We start from the raw sequence: 24,129 nt of genomic DNA, 5'->3' as shown, positions 1-24,129 counted from the left end.
CCGGCGACCTCTGCTCCGGGAAGGATGAAGCGGCCACCACGTGCGGCTACTTGACGGCGCCGGCGGTGAGGCCGGTGACGAGGTAGCGCTGGAGGAGCAGGAACCCTGCGACGACGGGCAGGCTCACCACGAGGGAGGCCGCCATGACCTGGTTCCAGTAGACGTCGTTCTGCGTGGAGTAGCCCTGCAGGCCGACGGCGAGGGTGCGGGTGGTGTCGTTGGTCATGACGGAGGCGAAGAGCACCTCGCCCCAGGCCGTCATGAACGCGTACACCGCGACGGCGACGATGCCGGGAATCGCCGCGGGGACGATGACCCGGAACAGCGCACCGAGCGGGCCGCAGCCGTCCACCTTGGCCGCCTCGTCCAGCTCCCTGGGCACCGAGTCGAAGTACCCGATCAGCATCCAGATGGAGAAGGGGAGGGAGAAGGTGAGGTACGTGAGGATGAGGCCGCCCCGCGACCCGAACAACGCGATACCGGTGGCGTTACCGATGTTCACGTAGATGAGGAACAACGGCAGGAGGAAGAGGATGCCGGGGAACATCTGCGTCGAGAGGACGGTCACCGTGAACACGCGCTTGCCGCGGAAGTTGTAGCGGCTGACCGCATAGGCCGCGAAGGCCGCGATCACCACGGAGCAGACGGTCGCCGTGCCGGCGACGATCAGCGAGTTCATGAAGTAGTCGGCGAGCGGGACCGTGTCCCAGATGTCGAAGTAGGGACTGATGGTCAGGCCCGAGGGAATCCACCGGAACTTCCCGGTCACGTCTTCCAGCGGCTTGAGGGAGCTGGTGACCATGACGAAAACCGGCAGGACCACGAAGACGGTGAGAAGGGTCAGGAAGATCCGCCGTGCCCACAGGAACGACTGCGGGGGTGCCATCGGGGAGGGGGGCTTGCGCTGTGCGGTCCTAGGCATCGGTGGCCTGCTTTCCCCGGGATGTGAACAGGAGGTAGAGGCCGGTCACGGCGAGCAGGAACAGCAGGAGCAGTACCGACATCGCGGAACCCGTGCCGAAGTTCCAGGTCTGGAAGGAGGACTGGTAGATGTGGATGGAGATCAGGTCCGCCGACGCCGGTGCGGCCTTGCCGAACAGGACGAAGGGCGTGTTGAAGTCGTTGAAGGTCCAGAGGAACAGCACGAGCACCAGGACCTGGTTGACGGGTCGCAGTGATGGCAGGGTGATGCGGCGGATCTGCTGCCACACCCCGGCGCCGTCGAGCGCCGCCGCTTCGTAGACGTCCCGGGGGATGTTCTGGAGACCGGCCATCATGATGAGGAAGGCGAAGGGCCAGCCCTTCCATACCGCGACGACGAGCAGGGTGACGAAGGCGTTGTCACCGATGAGCCAGAACGGCGGGCTGTCGGTGAGGCCGAGCTGGTCATGGATGACGTGGTTGACGATGCCGTTGTCGCGCTGGAACATGAACGCCCAGGTGATGACGGCGGCGTACACGGGCAGGGCGTACGGCACGAGGAAGAGCGTGCGCAGGAGGCCCCTGCCGCGGAAGGTCTCCTGCATGAAGACCGCGGCGGCGGTTCCGAGGAACCAGCACAGCCCCACCGACAGCAGGGTGAACAGGCACGTGGTCAGGAACGACTGCATCAGCGCCTCGCCCACCGGGGCGTCGAAGTCGACCGAGACGGCGTAGTTGTCGAAACCGGCCGACGGCGCGGTGGCCCAGTCCCGGATGTAGAACTGGGTGAGCTGCCGGAAGCTGACGACGATGCCGATGATCATGGGCACCAGGTGGACCAGCAGCTCGAGGAGCAGGGCGGGGAGCAGCAGCAGGTACGGCAGGCCGATCTTGCGCAGCCGCCCGGAGCGGCGTCTGCGCGGCGCCGCTCCGGAGTCGTTCTTGCCTGCTGTCCTCTCGCCGGGGACGAGGGCGGCGGTTGTGGTCATGGTGGTGTCCGTGCTCACTTCGCGGGCATCTGCTGCTGGGCCTTCTCGAGCTTGGCCTTGACCGACGCGGTCGTCACCGGACGGCCGGCGGCGGCGTCGGCGAAGAGTTCCTTGACCGCCGTACCGACGACGGTCTCGAACTGCGACTCCTCGGGGACCTGGGGCAGAGCGGCAGCGCTGGTGGCGAGGGCCTCCCGCAGGGGCGAGAGCGCGAAGGTGTTGAACGCGGCGTCCTCCTGGGCGGCCTTGACCGGCGGGATGGACCCGTAGGCCTTGTTCAGGACCGTCTGCTCGTCATCGCTGGTCATGAACTTCACGAACTTCTTGGCACCGTCGATGTTCTTGGTGTTCGCGAAGACGGCCATGTTGATGCCTGCGACCATGGAGTTCGTGCCCTTGCCCTGACCGGGCTCGCCCGACCGGACCGGAGCGGGCACCACGCCCCACTCCTCCTTGTCCATGCCCTGGGCCTCGAAGGTGGCGGCCGCCGTCTGCCACAGCACCATCGCCGTCTTGTCCTTGGCGAAGTCGCTCAGGGACTGGTTCTGCGCGTACTCGGCGTTGCCGGGCGCGATGATCTTGTCCTTGGCCATGAGGTCGACGTACTGCTTGACGGCCGCCACCGCACCCTTGGACGTGAAGTCCGCCGTGCCGTCGGCGGTGAAGAAGTCGGCCCCGTGCTGCTTCGCGAGGACGAACACCTGATGGATGTTGTTGGAGAGGTTCGAGCCCTCCGCGCCGAGCCCCCACTTGCCGTCCTCGGACAGCTTCTTCCCGGCCTCGGTCACTTCGTCCCACGTCGTGGGCGGCTTCTCGATGCCGGCCTCGGCGAACATCTTCTTGTTGTAGTAGAGCGCGTAGGCCATGGAGTAGAGCGGCACGGCGGCCGGGGCCTCGCCCCGCACGCCGGTCGAGGCGAGGGCGGACTCGACGAAGCGGTCCTTGCCGCCTATCGCCTCGAAGTTCTTCTCGTCCCAGGGCAGCAGCGCGCCGGTGGCCTGCAGCGAAGCGCTCCAGGTGTTACCGATGTTCAGGACGTCCGGCCCCTGCCCGGAGGTGGTGGCGGTGAGGATGCGGTTGAGCAGGTCCCCCCAGGGCACCACCTCCAGCTCGACCTTGATGCCCGTCTCCTTCTCGAACTTGTCGAGTTCGGGCTGCAGGACCTTCTTGTCCACCTCGAGGCCGGCGCCCTGGTTCGAGGCCCAGTACGTGAGCGTCTTCGGCTGGTCGTTGGATCCGCTCGCCCCGGACGACCCACCGCCGCAGGCAGCCGCGGTGAGGACGAGCGAGAGGGTGACGGCACCGACGGCCGCGGCTCGGGTTCTGCGCATGACTCCAGGGGCCTCTCAGAAGTGACGGATGTCCGCCGCGGGCCGGGCCGGAGCGGAGTTCCCCGTCGCACCCACAAACCCACACGGCTTAATTTAGGATGTGAGTTAAACCCCAAGTGAAGGTCGCGTCAAGGGGTGTCACGGCGGTATGTTGCTCAGGTGAGCTTCAAGACGAGGGGGCAGGGTGAAAGTACGCAGCGGCCGGACGGTCCGTGACCTGCGGCGCGAGAATCGCACCGCCGTATTGCAACGTTTGTATTTCGATGGCCCCTTGAGCCGCTATTCGCTCGGACCGCTGACCGGGCTGAGCTCCGGATCCGTGAGCAACGTGGTGGCCGAACTCGTCGCCGAAGGCCTGGTCGAGGAGGCCGGCAGCGTCGACTCCGCCGGCGGGCGCCCTCGCACCCTCCTGCGTATCCGACCGCAGAGCAGGTACATGATCGGCGTCGACATCGGCGAGACCCGGGTGCGGGTCGAACTCTTCGACCTTGCCCTCACCGAGCTCGCACGGGTCGAGAAACCCCTGTCGTCCGACGGGCCCCGGCGCGTCGACCGCTACGACGTCGGTGTCGTGACGGGGCATCTGCGCGCGGGCATCACCGAGGTCCTGGACCGCGCGGGAATCGCGGCCGACCGGCTCCTCGGGGTCGGCGTCGGTGTGCCCGGCATCGTGTCCAGGTCGCCGGAGGACGGCGCCGTGGTGCACGGCCAGACCATCGGTTGGGACGCCGTGCCGCTGGAGCGCCTGCTGCGTGAGTCCGTGCCGCTTCCCGAGAGCGTGCCGTACTACATCGACAACGGTGCCAAGACGCTCGGTCAGGCCGAGATGTGGTTCGGCGCCGGGCGCGGGGCGCAGAGCGCCGTGGTCGTGCTCTTCGGCTCCGGGGTGGGCGCCTGCGTGGTCACCGACGACATGAGCCCGGGCCGGGCCGTCGAATGGGGGCATCTGACCGTACGGGTGCGCGGCCGCCGCTGCCGCTGCGGCGCGCTCGGCTGCCTCGAAGCGTACGCGGGCGCGGAGGCGCTTCTGGAACGCTGGCGGGAGGCCGGCGGGCAGCCGCTCGCGGACGTCGACGAGGAGACCGCGCTCACGGCCATGCTCGCCGCGGCGTACCCGGCGGGCCAGGACGACGGGGCCGGGCCCGAGTCCGACGCCACCGCCCTGGCCGTCCTGGAGGAGACCGCGGAGTACCTCGGAGCGGGCTTCTCCGACCTGATCAACCTCTTCCAGCCGGAGCGCATCCTGGTCGGTGGCTGGGCAGGACTCCAGCTCGGCACCCGTTTCCTCGACGCGGTGCGGGCCCACGCCACGTCGTACGCCCTCGCCTATCCGGCCGCCCACGTGCGCATCGACCTCGGCACCCTGGGGCCGGACGCCGTGACCGTCGGGGCTGCCGCCCTGCCGCTCGCGGACTTCTTCGAGCGCGGCGGCCGGCAGGAGGAGACCGGCCCCCAGGAACAGGTCCCGGCCTGGCAGACGACTCTCCAGGACCGGGCCGCGAACGGGTGAGACGAGGTGGGCGGCCCGGCCCTCGTGCCCGTGGCGCCGGTTGTCACTCATCCGGGCAGCGGCGCCACCTCGTCCCGCCACGTGTCCTCTCGGCCACGGAGACGGTGCGCGGACCGACGGCGGCGCACCCCACGTGCGAGGGCAGGGCCCGACCGTCCCGTGGCGGCGACGGCGGGGCCCTGCCGGACGTACGGCACGCTTCGCCGAGGTCAGCTGTAGACGCCGAACTCGTGCAGCGAGTAGCCCCAGGCCGTGCCCCGGGCGGTCAGCCGGAGACGTACGTGACGGGCGGTGGCGGGGGCGTCGATCGTGTCGATGTCCCCGTTGCCCGCCGAGGTGGTGTGGACCGTACGCCAGTCGGTGCCGTCGTCGGAGACCTGGACCTCGTAGGACGTGGCGTAGGCCGGGTCCCAGACCAGCTGGATCTTACGGAACGCGGTCGGCGCCCCGAGGTCGACCTGGATCGACTGGGGGTCGCTCCAGTCGCTGGCCCAGCGTGTCTCCGGCTTCCCGTCCGTCGCGAGGGCGGCCGGGCACGGGCAGTCGCCGTACGACGCCTGGAAGGAGGACGCGGTGGTGGGCTTGTTCAGCGCGACGTCGGTGCCGTCGACGGGTGGCGCGACGACCTTGACCGACTTCGTTTCGATGCCGGCGTTGCCGTGGCCGTCCTCCGCCTGGATGTACACCTTCCACACGCCGAGCTTCTCGGGTGCGGTGACGGCGAAGGTGCCGTCGCCGGTGGACCGCCACCGGGCCTCGACGAGGCGCTTGTCGCCGCCGGCGTAGTTGCCGCTGAGGAAGATCCGGTACGTCACCGGGTCGCCGTCCGGATCGCGCACGTCCGCGCGGACGGTGAACTCCTCGCCCGCGGGGGCCGCGGACGCCGGGCTGACGCCCATGTCCGTGATGACGGGCGGCGTGTTGTCCCCGCTGGTGGAACCGGCGTACGCCTTCTTCACCGCGTAGTACGACAGGCGCTTGAGCCCGTCGGGCACCAGGTTGAACCAGACCCCGCCGAAGTCGTGCTCCAGCCCGTAGTGGAAGAGCGTGGCCCCGAGCGCCACACCCTGGTGTCCGGTGACACAGCCCCACGCCGTGGTGTAGCCGTCGGCCTTCTGCACGTCGGTGGGCTCGTCGGGGACGCCGTTGGCATCGTCCGGGACCTCCCACTCGCCGGCCGGTCCGCCCTCGGTGATGAGGTAGGGCTTGGTGTACCCGCCCTGCTCCCAGGCGCCGCGCACGTTGCAGATGTCGCCGTAGGAGTTCATCGAGTACAGGTCGAGGTCGGGGGCGTTGCGCTTGTAGTAGGGCCACGCTCCCGTCCACGCGTCGGTGGAGGTGACCGGGTGGTCCGGGTCGATGGAGTGGATCTTCTTGGCGACGTCGTTCACGAAGGACGTGTAGGCGTTGCGCTGGTTCTCCAGTTCGGTGCCGCTGTAGCAGTTCTGGAGGCCGAGCACCGATTCGTTGCCGACGTTCCACATCAGGACACCGGGGTGGCTCCTGTAGGCGTCGACCCACTTGGCGAACTCGGTGAGCGACGCGCTCTTGTACGCGCTGTCGGTGACGTAGTCGACGCAGCCACCGCTGCCGGGACCGCCGCCGGGCTGGAGCCAGAAGCCGCTGACGACCCGGATGCCGTTGGCCGCCGCCTCGTCGAGCAGGGGCTTGGTGGAGCCGTCGGTGCCCCAGGTCCGGATGGTGTTGACCCCCATCGACTTCAGGTCGGGCATGTACCGGCCCGCGTCAGCGACGGACGGACCCCAGGTGAGTCCCTTGACCTGGTAGGGCTTGCCCCCGACGGTGAGCTGCCAGTTGCCCTGCGAGCCGGTCACGGCGACCGCGCCGCCGGCGGGCGGCGGACCGTCGCCGTTGCCGTAGACCTGGAATTCCCACAGCGAGTAGCCGTAGCCACCGGTGCGTGCGGTACCGAGCACCCGGACGTACCGGCCGGTGCCGGATACGGCGACGTCGTCGGTGCCGCCGTCGCTTCCGGTGACGGTCTTCAGGGCGCGCCAGTCGGTGCCGTTGTCGGAGACCTGGAGTTCGTAGTTCTTGGCGTGCGCCGCCTCCCAGGTGAGGACGACACGGCTCAGGTCCTGCCGGCTGCCGAGGTCCACCTGGATCCACTGCGGGTCGCTCCACAGGCTGGCCCAGCGGGTTCCCGTGAGATCGCCGTCCACCGCCGCGGAGGCCGCGAACGCCTCCCCCTCCTGGGACGAGGCCGTGGCCGTCCGGCCCTGCGACAGCAGGGTCTCGGCCGCCTGGGCCGGAGGAGAGGCGGTGAGGGTGAGTGACGACGCGACCAGCGCGCCGAGGGCGAGGAGGGGTACGCCGGCGCGGCGGCGTACCGGCGGGCGGTGCGAGGGCGGTTTCGACACATCTGCTCCTGGCGGGTCGGGGTGCCCGGGTGGCGGGACATGCGTACGGAGGTGCTGGAGCGGCCCGGCGTGCGGGCAGGGGCGTACCGCCCGCCGGGCGGGCGGTACGTCCGGTTCGGTGCGTGTGCGTGTCACGGGCTCCGGGCCGGGTCGTGGGGACGGAACCCCGCCCGAAGGCGTCGCGTCCGGCCCGCCACGGACCGCCGGGCGGGCCGGCCGATCAGGGGTAGGACACCACGGTCGACGGAATGGTCGACGTGCCCGAGGTGGGCGATCCGGTGTCGTTGATGACGTGGTTGTAGTGGCCGTTGCCGCCGAGGGAGACCACCAGCAGGCTATGGAACCTGACGCCGGGCTTCACCGGGGCCTTGAAGCCGTGGTCCTGTCGGATCGTCGGATCGACGTTGTAGTTGGAGTAGCTGCCCATGCCCCAGCCCTCGTGGGTGTTCACGGAGTCGTCGACCCGGTAGGCGGCGTAGCCCTTGGTGTTCCCGTTCTGGATGGCGGCCTGGTCGGGGGCGTCGTACGCCTTCTCGTTCTGGTAGAAGATCGTCCTGCCCCTCTCCCCGTACCACTCGACGTCGTACTTGTTGAAGTGCTCCACGAACAGGCCGGTCGCCAGTACGTCGTCGCCGTTGACCCGCACGCCGTAGTCGGCGCGGTTGGTCTCCCAGCCCACGCCCTCACCGTGGTCGGCACGCCACACCCAGGTGTGGTCGATGATGACGTCGTCACTGTTGACGACGATGCTGGTCGTGGCCTTGCCGGCGCCGGCGCCGCCGACTCGGACGTAGACGTCCTGGACGGTGGTGGGATTGGCGGCGTGGTCGGCCAAGGCGCCCTGTCCGCCGATCTCGAGCAGCGTCGGGGAGTTGACCGGCCCCGCGTCGATGAGGAAGCCGGCGAGCTTCACCCCGTCGACGTCGGCGACCCTCATGGCGGTCACACCGTTGTCCGGGATGATGGTGGCGAGCCCGAGGCCCAGCACGACGGTGTCGGCCCGGTTCACGTCGATGGTCCGGTCGACGTGGTAGATGCCGGGGGTGAAGAGCAGGTGCAGCCCCTGCTCCAGGGCGGCGTTGATCGTCGTGGCGGTGGCGCCGGGCTTGACGACGTAGAACTCGCTCAGCGGGATCGACGTCCCCTGCGGGGTGCCGCCGGCCCAGGTGGTACCACGTGCGTTCGTCCGCTTGGCCGGTGCGAAGACCTTGAACTGGTCGCCGTCCATGTAGAGGAAGGGCTTCTCGCGCGAGACGGGGGTCGTGTCGAGCGTGGTGTAGCGGGGCTCGGGGAAGCTGTTCGCCGGAGCGCCCTCGACACCCGAGAAGGTCATGTTCCACACACCGTTGGTCCAGCCGCCGATGCTGCTGTCGCGGGTGTACCACTGCTGCTGCGAGTACGGGCCGACCTGGCCGTCGATCTTGCTGTCGGCGATGTAGCCCCCGCTGGCCCAGCCGTAGCCGTTGGGAGCGAGGTTCAGTCCGCCCTTGACGTGCATGCGGCGGAACGACGCCGCCTGGGAGACGGCCCAGCGGTTGGTGCCGCTGACCGGGTTCAGGGCGAGGTTCTCGGCCGCACGCCAGAAGTTCTGGGTGGCGTTGCCGTTGAACCAGCCGGCGTCCACGGTGACATCACCGTTGAACGTGGTGTCGTCCGGCTTCAGGCCGAGCCCCGCGATCTGCGTGTAGAAGCCGATCTGCGCGTTGATGTCGTTGTACGTGCCCGGCTTGAAGAAGAAGGCGTGCCGACCACTGCCGAACTGCGCCGACTCCTGCTCCCTGAAGACCTGGTCCAGCTCGGCCTGGATACCGGGTGTGGACGGGTCGAAGACATGTACGTTCGGGCCGAGGTCTCCCCCACCGGGGATCACCGGTCCCGTGCCGCCGTCCGTGCTGCCGAAGACCTTGAACTCCCAGAGGGAGTAGCCGTATCCGGTGGCCCGGGCGGTTCCGAGCATACGGACGTAGCGGGCGGTTCCGGAGACGTCGACCGTCTCGGTGCCGCCGGCTCCGGTGGTCGTGGAGTAGGCGGTCGACCAGTCGGTGCCGTTGGACGACAGCTCGATGCGGTACGTCGTGGCGTAGGCGGCCTCCCAGCTCAGCTCGACCCGGTCCAGGGCGGCCGCAGCACCGAGGTCGACCCTCAGCCACTGGGGGTCGGAGGCCGTGCTCGACCAGCGGGTGCCTGGGTCACCGTCGACGGCGCTGCCGGCCGGTGTGCCGTGGTGCTCCTGGCTGGAAGCCGTCACCTGCTTGCCCTGTGACAGCGGCACGGGCGCCGCGTCGGCCTCCGTAGCGGGTGTCAGGGCGAGCAGGGCTGCGGCCAGTGCGGAGACGACCGCCCCGACGAGTCCCTTTCGGGCAACTCCGGGGGGTGGTTCCGCTGTGAGGGGTATGCCAACTGTGGGCATCATGGGGCTCCTTGGGAATGAACAGATAGGAGAGCGCTCTCCGACCCTGCCGCGCCCCGCCCGCGCGGTCAAGAACCCTGGCACTACTTTTCTTTCGCCTTCCATTAAGGGGAAGTCGACTTCGGGCGTCACCCTCCGCCCTGACCCCGCCACCGTCGGCGCCAGGCACCACCTGCTCACCGGCTCCGTGCGTCAGAAGGACTCGACGACCTCCTCGGTCCGGCGGGCCGGTGCGACACGGGAGAGCGGCACCGGGCCGGAGGAGGTCGTCACTCCCGCAGCGATGTCTTCGGCCTGTCGCTGGGCGGCCTCCACCGTCCGGCGGGCCCGGCGCTCGGCATCCGTACGGAGTTTCTCGGCCTCCAGGCGGAGCTGCTCCGCGCGGTGCTCGATCTCGGCAAGACGCTTCTCCGCCTTCGCCTGGCGGGACGCGAGATCGCGTTCCGACTGCTCGCGGCGCTTGGCGAGGTTCGTCTCGAAGTCCGCGGCGGCCTGGGCCGCCTTGGCGCGGGTCTCCTCGAAGAGCGCGTCAGCCTCCTCACGCCTGTGCTGCGCGTCACGAGTCGCCTCGGCGCGGAGGCTCTCCGCCTGCTCCGCCGCGTGCCGGAGCTCCGCGAGACGCCCGTCGGCGAGCTCGGTGGCGTCCGCCATCTCCTGCCGCGCCTCCTCGGCCTTCGCCTCGAGCGCCTCGCGCTCCGCGTCCTCCTCGACGCCGGCGATCTCTCGCTCCAGTTCCACACAGCGGTCCCGTGCGTCGTCGCGATCGCGCTCGGCCCGCTCGAGCTCCGCCTCGAGCCGGTCGATCTCCTCGCGCAGCTCATCGCACTGTTCCTCGAGGTCCCGTTGCCGACCGCGGTAGATCTCGATCTCCGCAGCCGTCTGCCCTCGGTCCTTGGCGGCACCACGCTCGATCTCACGCTTCTGCCGCTCGACACGGGTCAGTTCGCGTTTCTGGTCGGAAACACTGAGTCTCAGGTCCCGGATCTGGAGTTCGGCCTGTTCCCTCTCGAGAATCGCCTCCTCGAGCTTGTCACTGGCCATCTGCAACCGGTAACGGCCGGGTTGCTGGGCGAGTAGCGCTTCACGGTGCAGGCGGTAGGCGTGAGCCTGGACCTCGGGGGTGAGGTCGACACCGTGTGCTTTGCAGGCGGACTTCAGCAAGGCGTCGACGACATGCTTGTCCGGGATGCGTCTGCCGCTCAGATAGCGGGACACGGAGGGTGCGCTGATGTGGTGGTAGGCCGCGAACTGCCGGAGCGTCTTCCCGCTCGCCTTGAACAACCCACGTAACGCGCGCACGAGTTCACGCACCTCGGGCTGAAGGTCGCCGGAGAGGGGGCCGAGTCCGGCAACGTCCTCCGCTTCCTCGAAGGGTGTCTCCCGACCACCGTCACCACCGGGCGGGCTTCCGTCTGCGCGCATGTGACCTCCTCGGACCAGCGTCGTCGCTCACGTCCCACTGTGACCGCCTTTCCGGCCTCCGGCCACAGACCGGCCGGGAAAGTGTTGCCACCTGCGGAAACGGCCACTGTTTCCGTTCCGCAACACCCCGCGCCGCCTGGAAGGTGATTGCGGCGGAGCGGCAGGAAGCAGCCGCTCCCCGACGTTCGAGGAGTCGAAGTGAACGATCCGTTGTTGCCGATGCGCTCGGCATTCATCCTGCTGGTGGGTCTGCTCGTCGGAGTCGGCGCGGGAGTACTCACCGCCCTCTCCGGGGCGGTGACGGCGCAGGCGGTCCTCGCTGGGGCCGCTGCCTTCGCCGTGGCGGTGCCGTTCCTCGACCATCTGGTCGACTGAAGGGCGGTCCTGGACGCCGGTACAGGAACGCCGCCGTTCCGCCCGGGACTCCCGCGTCGTACATGGTGCCGCCCCGCCCCCACCACGAGCGGTGAGGGCGGGGCGGGCGACCGGCTCAGGCGTGGCCGGCGGTGGGGCGGACGATGATCTCGCTGACGTCGGCCTCGGCGGGCTGATCTGCACCTGCTCCTGAGGGAGCTGAACCGTGACCTCTCATCACGGCATCTGCATCCACCCCGGCCACCCTGTGGACACTCTTGTCGTGGACGTGGCCAGGTCCTGTGGTGGGAGACCACGACCCCCCGAGCGCTACCAAGCCGTCCTGACCGTGCGGGACTCCACCGGCGGACGTCCCTGCGGCGACGCGACCGCATGCCGACCGGAATGTCCGCTCTCCCTCAGGCCGCGACGGGAGCGAGCCGCCCCGCGCCGGCCACCGACTCCTCGTAGACCCGGCCCACACGGAGCACCGTCGCGTCGCGGAAGGGGCGCGCCATCAGCTGCATACCGATCGGCAGTCCGGCGCTGTCGTGACCGACCGGCAGGGTGAGGGCCGGGACGCCGGTGATGTTGGCGGGGGCGCAGAGGCGGACGTAACTGTCCGACACGGCCTCGGTCGTGCCGTCGGCCCACTCGACGGCGTCCTGCCCCGCCTCGGCGGCGGTCATCGGCACCGTCGGCGCGGCGAGGACGTCGATTCCGTCGAACATACGAGCCCAGGCGTCTCGCATCATGGTGCGGGCACGCTGGGCGCGGAGGTAGTCGCCCGCAGAGGTGAGTTCGCCGGCCTCCAGCAGGATGCGGACGTCCGCCGTGTACAGGTCGGGGGTGGCTCGCAGCGACCGCTCGTGGTACGCGGTGGCCTCGGGAACCATCAGCCCCCACTGGACGGCCCGGATGTAACGCGCCATCGGGATGTCGACGTCGACGAGCTCCGCCCCCAGCTCCGCCAGCCGCTCGATCGCGCGGCGTACGGACTCCTCGACCTCGGGCGTGACCCGGTCGAAGTAGTGGTTGCGCGGTACGCCGACCTTCAGCCCTCGCACATCCCCTCCCGGGAAGCGGTCCAGCACGGGGCCGGACACGCTCGCCGGGTCGCGCGGGTCATGGCCGGCGGTCGCCGACAGCACCAGCGCGGCGTCCTGCACGGTACGGGTGAGAGGGCCCACATGGTCCAGGGACCAGGACAGCGAGGTCACGCCTGCGCGGGGGACCAGGCCGTAGGTCGGCTTGAGGCCCACCACGCCGTTCAGGGCCGCGGGGACCCGGATGGAACCGCCCGTGTCCGTACCCATGGCGAACGTCGCCCCGCCGCCGGCGACAGCTACCGCCGAGCCGCCGCTCGATCCGCCCGCGACCCGGGTGTGGTCCCAGGCGTTGTTCGTCTGTGGAGTGGTCAGGCCGTAGGCGAACTCATGCGTATGCGTCTTGCCCAGGAGGACGGCCCCGGCGGCGCCCAGCCGTTCGGCCACCCGGCTGTCGTGTTCCGCCACGTGCCCTGCCCGGACGTGCGAGCTCGCCGTGGTCGGCATCCCCTCGGCGTCGATCAGATCCTTGAGCGCCATGGGGATCCCGTGCAGCGGCCCGCGCGGTCCACTTCTGCGGATCTCCTGTTCGGCGCGGACCGCTGCGGCCAGGGCCGCGTCGGCGGCGACGGTCACGTAGGCGCCCAGCCGTCCTTCGACCGCGGCGATACGGGCGAGCACCGACTCGGTGAGTTCGACGGGGGACAACTCCCGCGCGCGCACCGCACGGGAGGCTGCGGTCAACGAAAGCTCAAACGGCTGCATCGGCGTTCCCCTGTCCGGCTCGGTAGGAGGACGCGGGAGGGGTGTCGCCGAAATCGAGCTCGCGCAACGTACTGATCACGGAGTGGATGTAATTGGCCGTCATGGCCACTTCGTCGTGTCGGCCGTCCCCGAGGGGCAGCCCCGCCCGCAGCGCCCCTCGGGCTGCCTCTTGGGGGGTGAGTTCGCTGGTCATGACGTCCTTCCGGTCTGTGCGGCGCGCGACGAGCCTGGACCGGGGCAGGCCCCCCGGCCACCGTAAACGCGAATCGATTGCTTTAGTCGATCGTAGGACCTACGCCAACTTAACGCAAATCAATTGCTTTTAGTGCGCGACCAGGATCGGGCGCCACCCATGTACGGGATCATGGAAGCGGGGACCGCCATCCGCGCTCCAGCTTGGCGCACACCAGGCACGTCGCATCGGACGCCGACAGGGCCCTGCGGGAGCTGCACGAGCCATCACCCGAGTCGGCCCTCGCGTACTTCCACGGACCACGCCGCCTGTGCGTCAGAGGGGAGGCACGCGACGACACGCACCCCGCCTTCCTCTCGACTCGCCCACTGCATGCAACCGGCCCGCGGACCCCTCGTCCGTTTCGTACGGGAGCCGCACTGTCCGCGCTGTGTCCCCGCCGGTCCCGCCGCGCGTGGAAGCGTGGGTCGATGCGACCGCTCCCGGATCATTCGTCGGCGTTCGTCTCGTCGAGCCTGCAGATCGCCGTGGCGGTTTCGACGCCGTCATCATGCAGCAGATGGCGCATGCGGGCGGTGTCGACGTAGGCGGCGTCCAGAGGATGGGTGAACAGACGCGAGAGGGCGGTGGCGTACTTGGCCATCGAGCTCTTGCCCGGGATGAAGACCGACAGTTCATCCCGGGCTTCGAAGATCTGCACCTCGACGTCGCCGGGCAAAGACGCCAGCACTTCCTCGTCCCCCGTGACGGGGATCTTCACCAGCCAGTGCGGCCCCTCGCCGGCGAGGATCCGGCTCTTCTGCTCCGGGGTCTCGGCAGCCAAGGTCCGCCAAGGCAGCCCCGACACCACGGCTCCACACGACTCCACGGCCCTGACCACGTCCTGAACGGCTGCGGCGACAGCGGCGTCGACCGCACCCCAGTCATACCGGTTCCGCCCGGCCGGCGGGCTCAGCACCAGCTTCGACACCGCGGTCACCCTGTCCACCCGGCGCAGGCTCGTCCTGGGGGGCGAGGTGAAGAACTCACGTGCGTCGTCGATCGCCTCGTCCTGGACCTGCCGCTGCCCCTGCACGTCCCGCGTATGCTGCCGCAACAGGGTGAGGGCCGCGTCCGGCTCGTCGAGAGCACGTCGCACCAGCTTCACACTCATCCCCGTGCCCCGCAGGACAGAGACCAGCATGGCCTGTTCGACCTGCGCGAACGCGTATGAGCGATAGCCGGTCCGTTCGTCGACGTCGGCCGGGACGAGCAGACCCTCGGAGTGGTAGTACCGCAGTGTCTGCGGCGGCAGATTGCACATGTCGCTGAAATCGCTGATCGACAACATGACTGCATCTTCAGCGTTATGGCGACTGCAAGGTCAAGTGCCGAGGCCGTCACCCCGAGCAGGTCCGGCAAAGCCACGGGGCAGGGGCGGTTCATCGGCTTCCCCGGCAGTCATCGGAGCCGCACGGAGAGGTGAGAGGAACCCCGGCCGCCGCACGGCTGGGGTTCCTCGACGCGGTGGTGACCCCACCGTGGATCGGGAAGGTCAGCGTTGCAGCGTGAGGACGCCCGGCCGCCACGGCAGTCGGTTGTATTCGCCGCCCGCGGCGGGGTCCTTGCCCTGGTAGAGGAACTGCAGGTTGCAGGGGTCGATGGTCATGGTCTGGTCGGGATTGTTGCGGACCAGGTCACCGTGACTGATGTCATTGGTCCAGGTGGCACCGCTGTTGGCCTTGCCCGCGAAGGGGTTGCTCTCGCTTGCGGCCTGCGGGGTCCATGACCCGTTCAGGCTGGAGGCCGTGAAGGAGCGGAAGTAGCGCCCGTTCGCGCCCATCGCCTCGACGATCATGAGGTACTGGTTCTGGCCCTGGACCTTGTAGACCTGTACGCCCTCGAAGAGGTTGGCCTTCGTGTCGCTCATGATCGTCGTGTACGACGAGCCGAAGTTGCCCGGGAAGTTACCGATCGGCATGCTCGCCCGGTAGATCTTGCCGTTGTCACCGGCGAAGAACAGGTACATGTTCTGGCCGTCGGCGATCAGGGTCTGGTCGATCGGGCCGGTGTCGGAGCCGGAGATGCTCCCGGTGAACAGTGGCTGTGGGGAGGACCAGCCGTTGGGGTCGGTGGGGTCGCTCGAGGTTCGGTAGATGAAGGGCCACGCACCCCACTGGTACGCCAGCACCCAGATGTTCTTGGGCGCGAAGTAGAACAGCGTGGGCGCCACCGCCGCCTGGCTCATCCCGGTCTGGCCGGCCGACGCCATGCCCGACCAGTTCGTGAACGGACCGAACATCATCGAGCCGTACGACGATCCCGACACGTTCGACGCGTAGACCAGGTGTCTGCCGTTGTGCGTCACGGTGGTGAAGTCCTTCACCGCGGCCCACCCGTTCGCCGGCTGCGCCAGCACACCCGTCGACGTCCAGCGGTACGCCGACGGAAGAGAGCACGTGCCGTCCGTCGGCGGCGTCCCGGTCGGGCCGGTCCACTTCTGGTTGCTGCCGCCGTTGCACGTCCACAGTCGCACCGCCGTGCCGTTGGCCGTTCCGGCGCCCGCGGCCTCCAGGCACAGCCCGGACTCCACGCCGACGACCGTGCCGTCGGAGTTCACCCGCCACTGCTGGTTCGCGCCGCCGGAACAGCTCCAGATCTGCACCCGGGTACCGGCCGTGGTGGCGTGACCCGGAACATCCAGGCACTTGTTGCCGTACACGGTCAGCTGGTCGGCGTCCGTCGACGTCCACTGCTGGTTGGTCCCGTTCCAGCAGTCGTGGATCTGCAGGTACGTGCCGTCGGTCTGCACGGCGCCCGGCACATCGAGGCACCGGCCCGAACCGACACCGCGCACGGTGCCATTTTCAGCCGCCTGAGCCGGGGTGGCGACGAGCATCGCCGCCAACGCGGCCAGGGCCGCGACCACGGCGGCGAGCGCCGCAGACGGATGCCTGCGGCTGAAACTTCTCCTGTGCATGGGGACTTCCTCAACCTCGATACGGTTCCGGTCGGCCTCGTCAGAGGTTGCCCGGACGGTCGGTGCGGTGCGGTGCGCACCCTTCGGGCGGCATGAGCGCCCGGGGGCGAGGGCCTACAATTGGCGAGGTCATGACATGCGCATGCAGCACAACCCCTGACGGCTCCGCGTTCGGGCGGTGCGACCCGGAGTTGCCCCACAGCGCGAGGAGGCGACGCGACACGTTCGACATGTCGAACAAGGGTCGAACTGTCGAGCAACCTGAATGATAGGGAGCCGACAGACGGCGTCAATACCTCTCGCATGTATCGCTATCGCCGTCGAAACGTTCTCGGGAACTGTGCACGAAACGCCGCCCGCCGACCGTCCACGAACAGTCCCTTCTCTTACGGCTAGACACGCTGTCGCGCCGACCGGAAACACTCCGGAGGTTCACCGCGCCGCTCGCCAGTCCGACGGCTGACACAACGATGAGCGTGCCGTCCGACCCACAGAGATCTGAAAGTTTCGAACAAAGAACAGAAACTTTTCCTGTTGTGAGTATTGACGATGCATCGTCAACACCTCAATCATTCGTGTCTGAGAAACCGGCCACAGCTCGACACGTCGAGCCGCACCGGCCCTGGGCAATCCCTGCCCCAGGGCAGATCCCCGCACAACCGCACTACAGATCCGTGCACCGAAGCACCTGCGCCGCCCCGTTTCGTTCCGGTGAGGCCCGCACCAGCGCGTCCTGGCTCTTCACGCAGTCGGAGAGTCAGGCGACGCCGCGTGGCGGTCCCCCGGCTGAGCCGCGAGGGAGTACCCCCGTGCCCGCGTCGAAGATCACCCCGTCCCATGAGTGCGGTACCCGGTGATTGCGCGCTGCCCTGGCTCTCCGGCCGGCCCCGTCCGTCCATCCGGCGCGCGGGAACGGACGACGCGATCCCCCGCTTCGGTCCTTCCGTGATGACCACCTTGGAGGCACAGTCATGGGCTCGTACGCCCTTCCCAGACCCGTTATCCGCGGGAAGATCCGCAGCCTGATACTGGCGCTGGTCGTCGGCGTCCTCGGTGTGGCCGCCGCACTGGTCGCACCGCCGGCCGCACATGCCGCCGAGAGCACGCTCGGTGCCGCAGCGGCGCAGAGCGGCCGCTACTTCGGCACCGCCATCGCCTCCGGCAGGCTGAGCGACTCGACGTACACGACGATCGCGGGCCGTGAGTTCGACTCGGTGACGGCCGAGAACGAGATGAAGATCGACGCCACCGAACCGCAGCGGGGCCAGTTCAACTTCACCGCCGCTGATCGCGTGTTCAACTGGGCGGTGCAGAACGGCAAGCAGGTGCGCGGCCACACCCTGGCCTGGCACTCCCAGCAGCCCGGCTGGATGCAGAGCCTCAGCGGCAGCACACTGCGCCAGGCGATGATCGGCCACATCAACGGCGTGATGGCCCACTACAAGGGCAAGATCACCCAGTGGGACGTCGTGAACGAGGCTTTCGCCGACGGCAGTTCGGGAGCCCGGCGGGACTCCAACCTGCAACGCAGCGGCAACGACTGGATCGAGGTCGCCTTCCGCGCCGCGCGCGCCGCCGACCCGGCGGCCAAGCTCTGCTACAACGACTACAACGTCGAGGACTGGACCTGGGCCAAGACCCAGGCCATGTACGCCATGGTCCGGGACTTCAAGCAGCGCGGTGTGCCGATCGACTGTGTCGGCTTCCAGTCGCACTTCAACAGCGGCAGCCCCTACAACAGCAACTTCCGCACCACCCTGCAGAACTTCGCCGCCCTCGGCGTCGACGTGGCCATCACCGAGCTCGACATCCAGGGCGCCCCGGCCTCGACCTACGCCGCCGTGACCAACGACTGCCTGGCCGTCCCGCGCTGCCTCGGCGTCACCGTCTGGGGCGTGCGCGACACCGACTCCTGGCGAGCGGAGCAGACGCCGCTGCTGTTCAACGGTGACGGAAGCAAGAAGCCCGCCTACACCGCCGTCCTCGACGCACTCAACGGCGGCTCCACCACGCCCCCTGCGGGTTCCGGACAGATCAAGGGCGTCGGTTCGGGCCGCTGCCTGGACGTGCCCGGCACCAGCACCACCGACGGCACCCAGCTACACCTGTGGGACTGCTCCAGCGGCACCAACCAGCAGTGGACGCACACCGACGCCGGCGAACTCAGGGTCTACGGCAACAAGTGCCTGGACGCCGCCGGCACCGGCAACGGATCCAAGGTCCAGATCTACAGCTGCTGGGGCGGCGACAACCAGAAATGGCGCGTCAACTCCGACGGCTCCATCGTCGGCGTCCAGTCCGGCCTCTGCCTCGACGCCGTCGCAGCCGGCACCGCCAACGGAACCCTGATCCAGCTCTACTCCTGCTCGAACGGCAGCAACCAACGCTGGACCCTCACCTGAGGGGGCCCACCACGAACGGAGGGGCGCATCGATGACGGCCTACGGTGCGACCTCTCCCGCCCCTCCGGGAGGACATCGTTGACGGCCCCGGGGTCGCCGCCGTGGTGGCGGCGACCCTCGTTCCTGCCGGCTCAGGCCCATGCCTGTCGCTCCTGGCCGCGAGGGTCGTCGGTCTGAGTCCAGTCGGCGTCGACACGCATGGTGGCCCGGCGCTCGGGGCCGTACGGGTCCCATCCGGGATCACCCGTCGCGGCGAACCGGATCCAAGCCTCGTGCACACGGGGGGCGAGATCGGCGGGCGGCCTGTCGGGGCCGAGCAGGGCATGGGCGCCGTGCAACCGGGGCAGGTGCGCCCTCGTCAGCGGGCGGCGCGGTGACGTACTGGCATGGAATCGGATGGGACACGCACTGTTCGCCTCCCACATCGACCCGGCCGCACCGGCGGATCCAGACAACCGCCCCAACCTGGCCCGCCTGGTCTTCCTCGACCCCCACACCCGCGCACTGTATGCCGACTGGCCGAGGAAGGCAGGGGCTGTCGTCGAGAACCTCCGTATGACGGCCGGCCGACACCCCGACGACACGCTGCTCACCTCACTCGTCGGCGAGTTGACCATGAAGAGCCCGGAGTTCGCCGCCATGTGGGCCGATCACAAGGTCAGCCCCTGTGACTCCGCGGTGCACGAGATGCACCACCCGCTGGTCGGCAGCCCCACCGTGACGCAGCAGAGCCTGCGTCCCCCGCAGGACGAGGAACGGCATATCGTGCTCGCCATCGCAGAACCGGACTCCCCGTCGCACACCGCACTCCGGCCGTCCACCGATCGTGCGGCACGGCCGGATCGGACATGGTCCGGGCCGCGGCCATGTCCAGCCGGCCCCGGAGATGGTCGGGGGACGGCTCACACTCTCCAGCACCCAGGCGGGCCAGGAGCAGACGATCCGCCGTGCCCTCAGCGGCGGGACCTCGACGTCGTCCTGCCCGAACCCGGCACCGCAAGAAAGCAGCACGCCGGTCGGTGAATATAATCAGTCCCATGTCGAAGCATGACGCGCTGCTTGTTGACGTTGCCGCCCTGGTGGAGTCCGGGCGCAGCAATCAGATGCCTCTGACCGTGGTCGCCGGTGGTGCAGTGATCACGGGCCGACTGGCTCCCGAGGCCGTCTGGAGGCAGCGGGTATCGGAGGTCCTGGCGGACTCGACCCACCTGAGCGACTTCTCCGCCGTGTTCACCACTGCGGCACGCGAGGACGGACCGCCCACCCATCTGCACTTCCATGTGGCTCGGATTCTGCAGGGCACGGTGGGGATCCCGGAGACGGGCGGGATGTACCGAGTGGCGATCGATGACGTCAGCGCCTGGACCATGGGCGACTTCAGCTACACCGAGCACTGACCCATGCCGCACCGAGACACCTCGACACGCGGTGGGGGTCCGACCGGCGCACCCGGTCGGACCCCCACCGCGTGCTTGCCGGCGCCTCGCGCCTGCCCGTCGGTCAGGCTGCCGCAGGGGCGCCGGGCATCGCGGACGCGTGGTGCATCGGGGTGATAACCCGGGTGGGCACGGTGGCTGGGGGAAGGCCGCGGCAGGTGAAGCCGAGCTGGGCCATGGCCCGGAGAACTTCTCCTGCGCTGAAGTCGCGGCGGTCCTGGCGTGTGACGACCTGGCCGACCTGTTTGACCGGGTAGGTGCGTCGGCCGATGATCACGGACTCGCCGGAAGCCTGCTCAGGCTTGATGCCCTTCATCGATTCCAGGACGCCGCTCCTGGTGAGGTCGAACGGGAAGCGGGCGATGACACAGCGCATGAGGCCTCACAGGAAGAGGAGCGAAGAGGGAGTGGGTCCGCTGCGGTTGAGACGACTCAGCGGGCAAGGGCGAGGACGCCCAAGGCACTGCCGTGTTCGTCGACCACGGGCAGGGCATCCACGTGGCTGTAGCGCATCACGTGCCCGGCTTCGGCCATGGTGGTCACGGGCGAGGTGAACGGCCCCCGGTCGCCGAGGATGTCTCGCAGCTGGACCCTGTCCGAGTACGCGGAGCTGCCACGGGCTTCTGTGAGCTGGGCCTGGTTGACCAGTCCGGTACACAGGCCGCTGTCGTCGCAGACAAGCAGATGCCCGGTGCGAGCACTGGTCATGACCGCCAGTGCCACCTCGACGGTCATGTCGTCACAGACCTGCGGTCCGGCGGTTTCCATGACGTCGGCCACCGTCCTGCGTGCGGCGGTGACACCGGACGGGAGGGGCTGCATCTGAACCAGCGTCAAAAGGTGCCTCCTGCAGAAATGGGTCAGCTTCCGGATCACGAAGTTCTCAGGCCGCCGCGTCGAAGGAGGACTGCCGCACGGTCATGCGCCGGGCCGCCGAGGCGGGGCGGCGCCGGCCGCGTGAGGACGCGCTGCGCTGACGCCGCTCGGCCACCGGCGCTGTGATCGTCACCGGAACGCCGGAGGGAGTCCGGGCACCGGTGATCCGGCCGAGTGCCTCCTCGCCGGAGCGGACCTGGGTGGTCTGGGGCACGATGCCGGCCGCGGTCATGAGGCGGGTCATGTCGCGGCGCTGGTTGGGGGTGACCAGGGTGACGACACTGCCGGACTCCCCTGCCCGCGCGGTACGGCCGCCGCGGTGGAGGTAGTCCTTGTGGTCGGTCGGCGGGTCGACGTTGACAACGAGATCGAGGTTGTCGACGTGGATGCCGCGGGCCGCGACGTTCGTGGCCACGAGCACGGTGACATGCCCGGTCTTGAACTGAGTCAGAGTCCGGGTGCGCTGCGACTGCGCCTTCCCGCCGTGCAGGGCGGCGGCCCGCACCCCGCTGGCCAGCAGGTGGTCGGTGAGCTTGTCCACGGCCCGCTTGGTGTCCAGGAACATGATCACCCGGCCTTCGCGTGCCGCGATCTGCGTCGTCGTGCGGTGCTTGTCGGTGCCCTGGACGTGCAGCACGTGATGTTCCATCGTCGTGACCGCGCCTGCGGACGGGTCGACCGAGTGGACGACCGGGTCGGTGAGGTAACGGCGGACCAGGCGGTCGACGTTGCGGTCCAGGGTCGCGGAGAACAGCATGCGCTGGCCCTCGGGACCGACCTGGTCCAAAAGCGCTGTGACCTGGGGCATGAAACCCATGTCCGCCATCTGATCGGCCTCGTCCAGCACGGTGATCGCGACCTGGTTCAGCCGGCAGTCACCACGGTCGATGAGGTCCTTGAGCCGGCCAGGCGTCGCGATGACGACCTCGGCGCCACCGCGCAACGCGTTGGCCTGCCTGCCGATCGACACTCCGCCGACGACGGTGGCCAGACGCAGCCTCACCGCGCGGGCATAGGGGGTGAGCGCGTCGGTCACCTGCTGAGCCAGCTCACGCGTCGGCACAAGGACCAGGGCCAGCGGCTGGCGGGGCTCGGCGCGCTGACCGGCGGTGCGGGCCAACAGCGCCAGGCCGAAAGCGAGAGTCTTGCCGGAGCCGGTGCGCCCGCGCCCCAGGGCATCGCGGCCCGCCAGGGTGTTGGGCAGGGTCGCACCCTGAATCGGGAACGGAATGCGCACGCCCTGCGCGGTCAGCGCCGCCAGCAGCTGCCCGGGCATGTCGAGGTCGGTGAACGCCTCGACCGCGGGAAGCGCGGGAGTGACCGTCTTCGGCAGCGCGAACTCTCCCTGCACCGCCGCGGGCCGCCGGCCATGTCCACTCGACCGGCTCGGACCCCCTGAACGGCTCGGGGCGGACGAGCCGAGCCGTGCGCCCCGCCGCGAATCAGCGTCGGAGCCGAAAGGGAGAGAGTCGGTCCGGTTGCGGCTGGAGGAACGGCTGTTCGTACGTGTGGGGTTCATCGAGAACCTTCCTTGATGACGGCACGCACCAAGGAATTCCCGCAACGGAAAACAGTGCAGGGAATTACAAGAAACGGACCGAATGGAATGCGAAAAGAATCTGGCGTGCAGTGAGTCAGGTGCGGCACGAAGGCGATGAAATGAGTGAGTCACACGGGACATGAAATCCCGGACGTCGACCGGTTTCAGCTCCGAAGAAGCACGGACCCCTGGAGAAGGAATACAGGCGGCGCTCAGGGGAGACCACTGTGGGAAATGTCCGTGGCTGGGGCCCGCGCCCCGAGGGATGCCGGCCCCAGCCACGAAGTACGCGACAGCGTCAGGCCGGAACGATGTTCTCGGCCATCGGGCCCTTCTGGCCCGGCGCAATGTCGAAGACGACCCTCTGGCCTTCGAGCAGCTCACGGAAGCCCTGGGCGGCGATGTTCGAGAAGTGGGCGAACACGTCGGCGCCGCCACCATCCTGCTCGATGAAGCCGAAACCCTTGGCCGCGTTGAACCACTTCACAGTGCCTGTTGCCATGCCATGTCTCCTTTGGGGCAGTACGCCGGGATCCCCGATGCCGGGTACCCGGGTCGCCGCGATGATGCCCCAACCGGAAAATGACCGGCAATAGAAGCACCTCCAGTGGCCGACATTTCCGGCGAAGGCGCTTGAAGTTATGGGAACCACAACTGCAACTGAGATCGACAGTAGCACGAAGTAACGGCCCGGGCGCGGTAAATGGTTTCGCTCCGTTAGTTGCGGTACAAACACTCCCCGCACGGCACATTAAACTCTGGCCTCGCGGTCACAGATATTGCGCAACCCGGAACGCACGGTTTCATGAGAAGCGGTCGCTGCACGCGGCTCGGAGAGCACACATTCCCGGTGGCATCCTCCTGCCCGCGGCGCCGCCATCAGCCAACACGCCGATCTCCGGGTTTTCGTGCGCTCCCTGAGGTCAAGCCCCGTTCGATGCTTCTTCGAGTTGGTCTTCGCGGATGACGATGCGACAGGCGGCCTCGATGGGGGTCCCGGCATCGACGAGTTCGCGGGCGCGGGCGGCGATGCGCAGCTGGTAGCGGGAGTAGCGGCGGGGGCCCTCTGCGGAGCGGAGCGGGGTGATGAGGCAGGCTTCGCCGATGGCGCGGAGGAAGCTCTGGGTGGTGTGGAGCACGTCGGCGGCCCGGCCCATGGTGTGAGCGGGGCAGTCGTCGTCCTCGAGACGGCCGTACGAGTCGTCTCCTGTCACTGCACCTGACTGTGAAACGCGTGGAGGGGCCCTGGCACCAATGGCACCAGGGCCCCGAAGGAACTGCTACACCATCCACCGGCCCTCGTGCTGCGCCGGCCTTCTGTTTCCGCAGACCCGACCTGAACGGCGTCGAGGATACGGGGATCGCGGTTGCTTGACCGGAGACCACCTCACTATCGATGTCCTGCGGTACCCGGGCTCAAGAATTCCGCCCGGGCGATCCTGATGGCGCTCGGCTCCTCCGTCCTTCCCTCTGGATGAACTACTTGCCAAACGGAGCCTGCGTACTGCTGATACCGCGAACCGCTGGTGGCTTCGAACAGCGCCACTCTTCGGCAGCCAGCCCCGTCGCCCGTCCTGCGTCTGCTCTGGCTTGG

The 24,129-nt window shown here is 68.8% G+C and carries 19 protein-coding genes and 2 pseudogenes; 5 read left to right on the top strand and 16 right to left on the bottom strand.

Translation table 11 applies throughout. The features are described 5' to 3' along the window. Positions 1 to 46: 46 nt before the first annotated feature. From ACFYSH_RS17855 to ACFYSH_RS17845, 3 genes are read right to left on the bottom strand one after another with little or no spacing between them, the layout of a single operon-like run. Positions 47 to 886: a carbohydrate ABC transporter permease gene (locus ACFYSH_RS17855; protein WP_359466173.1), complete on the bottom strand. Its 840-nt coding sequence runs from the start codon at positions 884 to 886 to the stop codon at positions 47 to 49. 28 nt (positions 887 to 914) lie between these two features. Continuing rightward, positions 915 to 1,910, bottom strand: a complete 996-nt coding sequence (locus tag ACFYSH_RS17850; protein WP_388753463.1) for a carbohydrate ABC transporter permease — start codon at positions 1,908 to 1,910, stop codon at positions 915 to 917. Positions 1,911 to 1,924: 14 nt separating this feature from the next. Next, positions 1,925 to 3,241, bottom strand: coding sequence for a sugar ABC transporter substrate-binding protein (locus ACFYSH_RS17845; protein ID WP_359465984.1), 1,317 nt, complete (start codon positions 3,239 to 3,241; stop codon positions 1,925 to 1,927). Between the two features lie 184 nt (positions 3,242 to 3,425). Between ACFYSH_RS17845 and ACFYSH_RS17840 the strand changes: the two genes are divergently transcribed. Further along, a complete protein-coding gene (locus ACFYSH_RS17840) occupies positions 3,426 to 4,751 on the top strand; it encodes an ROK family protein (RefSeq protein WP_388753460.1) in 1,326 nt (441 codons plus the stop codon). 209 nt (positions 4,752 to 4,960) lie between these two features. Here the strand turns inward: ACFYSH_RS17840 and ACFYSH_RS17835 are convergent, their stop codons facing one another. The 3 genes and pseudogenes from ACFYSH_RS17835 to ACFYSH_RS17825 all read right to left on the bottom strand — a co-directional run. Next, entirely contained in the window at positions 4,961 to 7,132 is a 2,172-nt protein-coding gene (locus ACFYSH_RS17835) for a discoidin domain-containing protein (protein ID WP_388753457.1), read from the bottom strand. Positions 7,133 to 7,352: 220 nt separating this feature from the next. After that, a complete protein-coding gene (locus tag ACFYSH_RS17830; protein ID WP_359466174.1) occupies positions 7,353 to 9,542 on the bottom strand; it encodes a discoidin domain-containing protein in 2,190 nt (729 codons plus the stop codon). A 276-nt stretch (positions 9,543 to 9,818) separates the two neighbouring features. Further along, a pseudogene (locus ACFYSH_RS17825) lies at positions 9,819 to 10,130 on the bottom strand (cellulose-binding protein); the annotation flags it as partial. A gap of 1,032 nt (positions 10,131 to 11,162) precedes the next feature. On the opposite strand from ACFYSH_RS17825, the gene ACFYSH_RS17820 reads away from it, so the two are divergent. After that, on the top strand, positions 11,163 to 11,339 hold the full coding sequence (locus ACFYSH_RS17820) for a hypothetical protein (RefSeq protein ID WP_359465987.1): 177 nt from the start codon (positions 11,163 to 11,165) through the stop codon (positions 11,337 to 11,339). A gap of 398 nt (positions 11,340 to 11,737) precedes the next feature. On the opposite strand, the gene ACFYSH_RS17815 is transcribed toward ACFYSH_RS17820, so the two are convergent. The 4 genes from ACFYSH_RS17815 to ACFYSH_RS17800 form a co-directional block, all read right to left on the bottom strand. Next, positions 11,738 to 13,129: an amidase gene (locus ACFYSH_RS17815; protein WP_359465988.1), complete on the bottom strand. Its 1,392-nt coding sequence runs from the start codon at positions 13,127 to 13,129 to the stop codon at positions 11,738 to 11,740. Further along, complete coding sequence (locus ACFYSH_RS17810) at positions 13,116 to 13,322, bottom strand: hypothetical protein (RefSeq protein WP_388753453.1); 207 nt, start codon at positions 13,320 to 13,322, stop codon at positions 13,116 to 13,118. The genes ACFYSH_RS17815 and ACFYSH_RS17810 overlap by 14 nt, the downstream gene beginning before the upstream one ends. 487 nt (positions 13,323 to 13,809) lie before the next feature. Then, positions 13,810 to 14,652, bottom strand: a complete 843-nt coding sequence (locus ACFYSH_RS17805; RefSeq protein ID WP_359465991.1) for a MerR family transcriptional regulator — start codon at positions 14,650 to 14,652, stop codon at positions 13,810 to 13,812. Positions 14,653 to 14,856: 204 nt separating this feature from the next. Beyond that, positions 14,857 to 16,281: a non-reducing end alpha-L-arabinofuranosidase family hydrolase gene (locus ACFYSH_RS17800; RefSeq protein ID WP_359465992.1), complete on the bottom strand. Its 1,425-nt coding sequence runs from the start codon at positions 16,279 to 16,281 to the stop codon at positions 14,857 to 14,859. A gap of 971 nt (positions 16,282 to 17,252) precedes the next feature. Here ACFYSH_RS17800 and ACFYSH_RS17795 point away from each other — a divergent pair. Further along, on the top strand, positions 17,253 to 18,683 hold the full coding sequence (locus ACFYSH_RS17795; protein ID WP_388753450.1) for an endo-1,4-beta-xylanase: 1,431 nt from the start codon (positions 17,253 to 17,255) through the stop codon (positions 18,681 to 18,683). A 131-nt stretch (positions 18,684 to 18,814) separates the two neighbouring features. Here the strand turns inward: ACFYSH_RS17795 and ACFYSH_RS17790 are convergent. Then, a pseudogene (locus ACFYSH_RS17790) lies at positions 18,815 to 19,036 on the bottom strand (carboxylesterase/lipase family protein); the annotation flags it as partial. A gap of 43 nt (positions 19,037 to 19,079) precedes the next feature. On the opposite strand from ACFYSH_RS17790, the gene ACFYSH_RS17785 reads away from it, so the two are divergent. Then, positions 19,080 to 19,706: a hypothetical protein gene (locus ACFYSH_RS17785; RefSeq protein ID WP_388753447.1), complete on the top strand. Its 627-nt coding sequence runs from the start codon at positions 19,080 to 19,082 to the stop codon at positions 19,704 to 19,706. Between the two features lie 14 nt (positions 19,707 to 19,720). After that, entirely contained in the window at positions 19,721 to 20,080 is a 360-nt protein-coding gene (locus ACFYSH_RS17780; protein ID WP_359466176.1) for a hypothetical protein, read from the top strand. A gap of 103 nt (positions 20,081 to 20,183) precedes the next feature. Here the strand turns inward: ACFYSH_RS17780 and ACFYSH_RS17775 are convergent, their stop codons facing one another. From ACFYSH_RS17775 to ACFYSH_RS17755, 5 genes are all read right to left on the bottom strand, one after another. Next, positions 20,184 to 20,495: an SCO5918 family protein gene (locus ACFYSH_RS17775; protein WP_388753444.1), complete on the bottom strand. Its 312-nt coding sequence runs from the start codon at positions 20,493 to 20,495 to the stop codon at positions 20,184 to 20,186. 56 nt (positions 20,496 to 20,551) lie between these two features. After that, a complete protein-coding gene (locus ACFYSH_RS17770; protein WP_359465996.1) occupies positions 20,552 to 20,956 on the bottom strand; it encodes a CBS domain-containing protein in 405 nt (134 codons plus the stop codon). Positions 20,957 to 21,002: 46 nt separating this feature from the next. Continuing rightward, positions 21,003 to 22,514 carry a DEAD/DEAH box helicase gene (locus ACFYSH_RS17765; protein WP_388753441.1) on the bottom strand — a complete coding sequence of 504 codons (1,512 nt, stop codon included), beginning with the start codon at positions 22,512 to 22,514 and terminating at the stop codon, positions 21,003 to 21,005. Positions 22,515 to 22,833: 319 nt separating this feature from the next. Then, positions 22,834 to 23,037 carry a cold-shock protein gene (locus tag ACFYSH_RS17760; protein ID WP_359465999.1) on the bottom strand — a complete coding sequence of 68 codons (204 nt, stop codon included), beginning with the start codon at positions 23,035 to 23,037 and terminating at the stop codon, positions 22,834 to 22,836. A gap of 421 nt (positions 23,038 to 23,458) precedes the next feature. Continuing rightward, positions 23,459 to 23,749 carry a MerR family transcriptional regulator gene (locus tag ACFYSH_RS17755; protein ID WP_359466001.1) on the bottom strand — a complete coding sequence of 97 codons (291 nt, stop codon included), beginning with the start codon at positions 23,747 to 23,749 and terminating at the stop codon, positions 23,459 to 23,461. Between the last annotated feature and the right edge of the window lie 380 nt (positions 23,750 to 24,129).

This window comes from Streptomyces sp. NPDC005791 (genome assembly GCF_042871485.1).
GTDB lineage: Bacteria > Actinomycetota > Actinomycetes > Streptomycetales > Streptomycetaceae > Streptomyces.
Note: the sequence above shows the minus strand (reverse complement) of the source record. Positions and strands in the feature narration are given on the sequence as shown.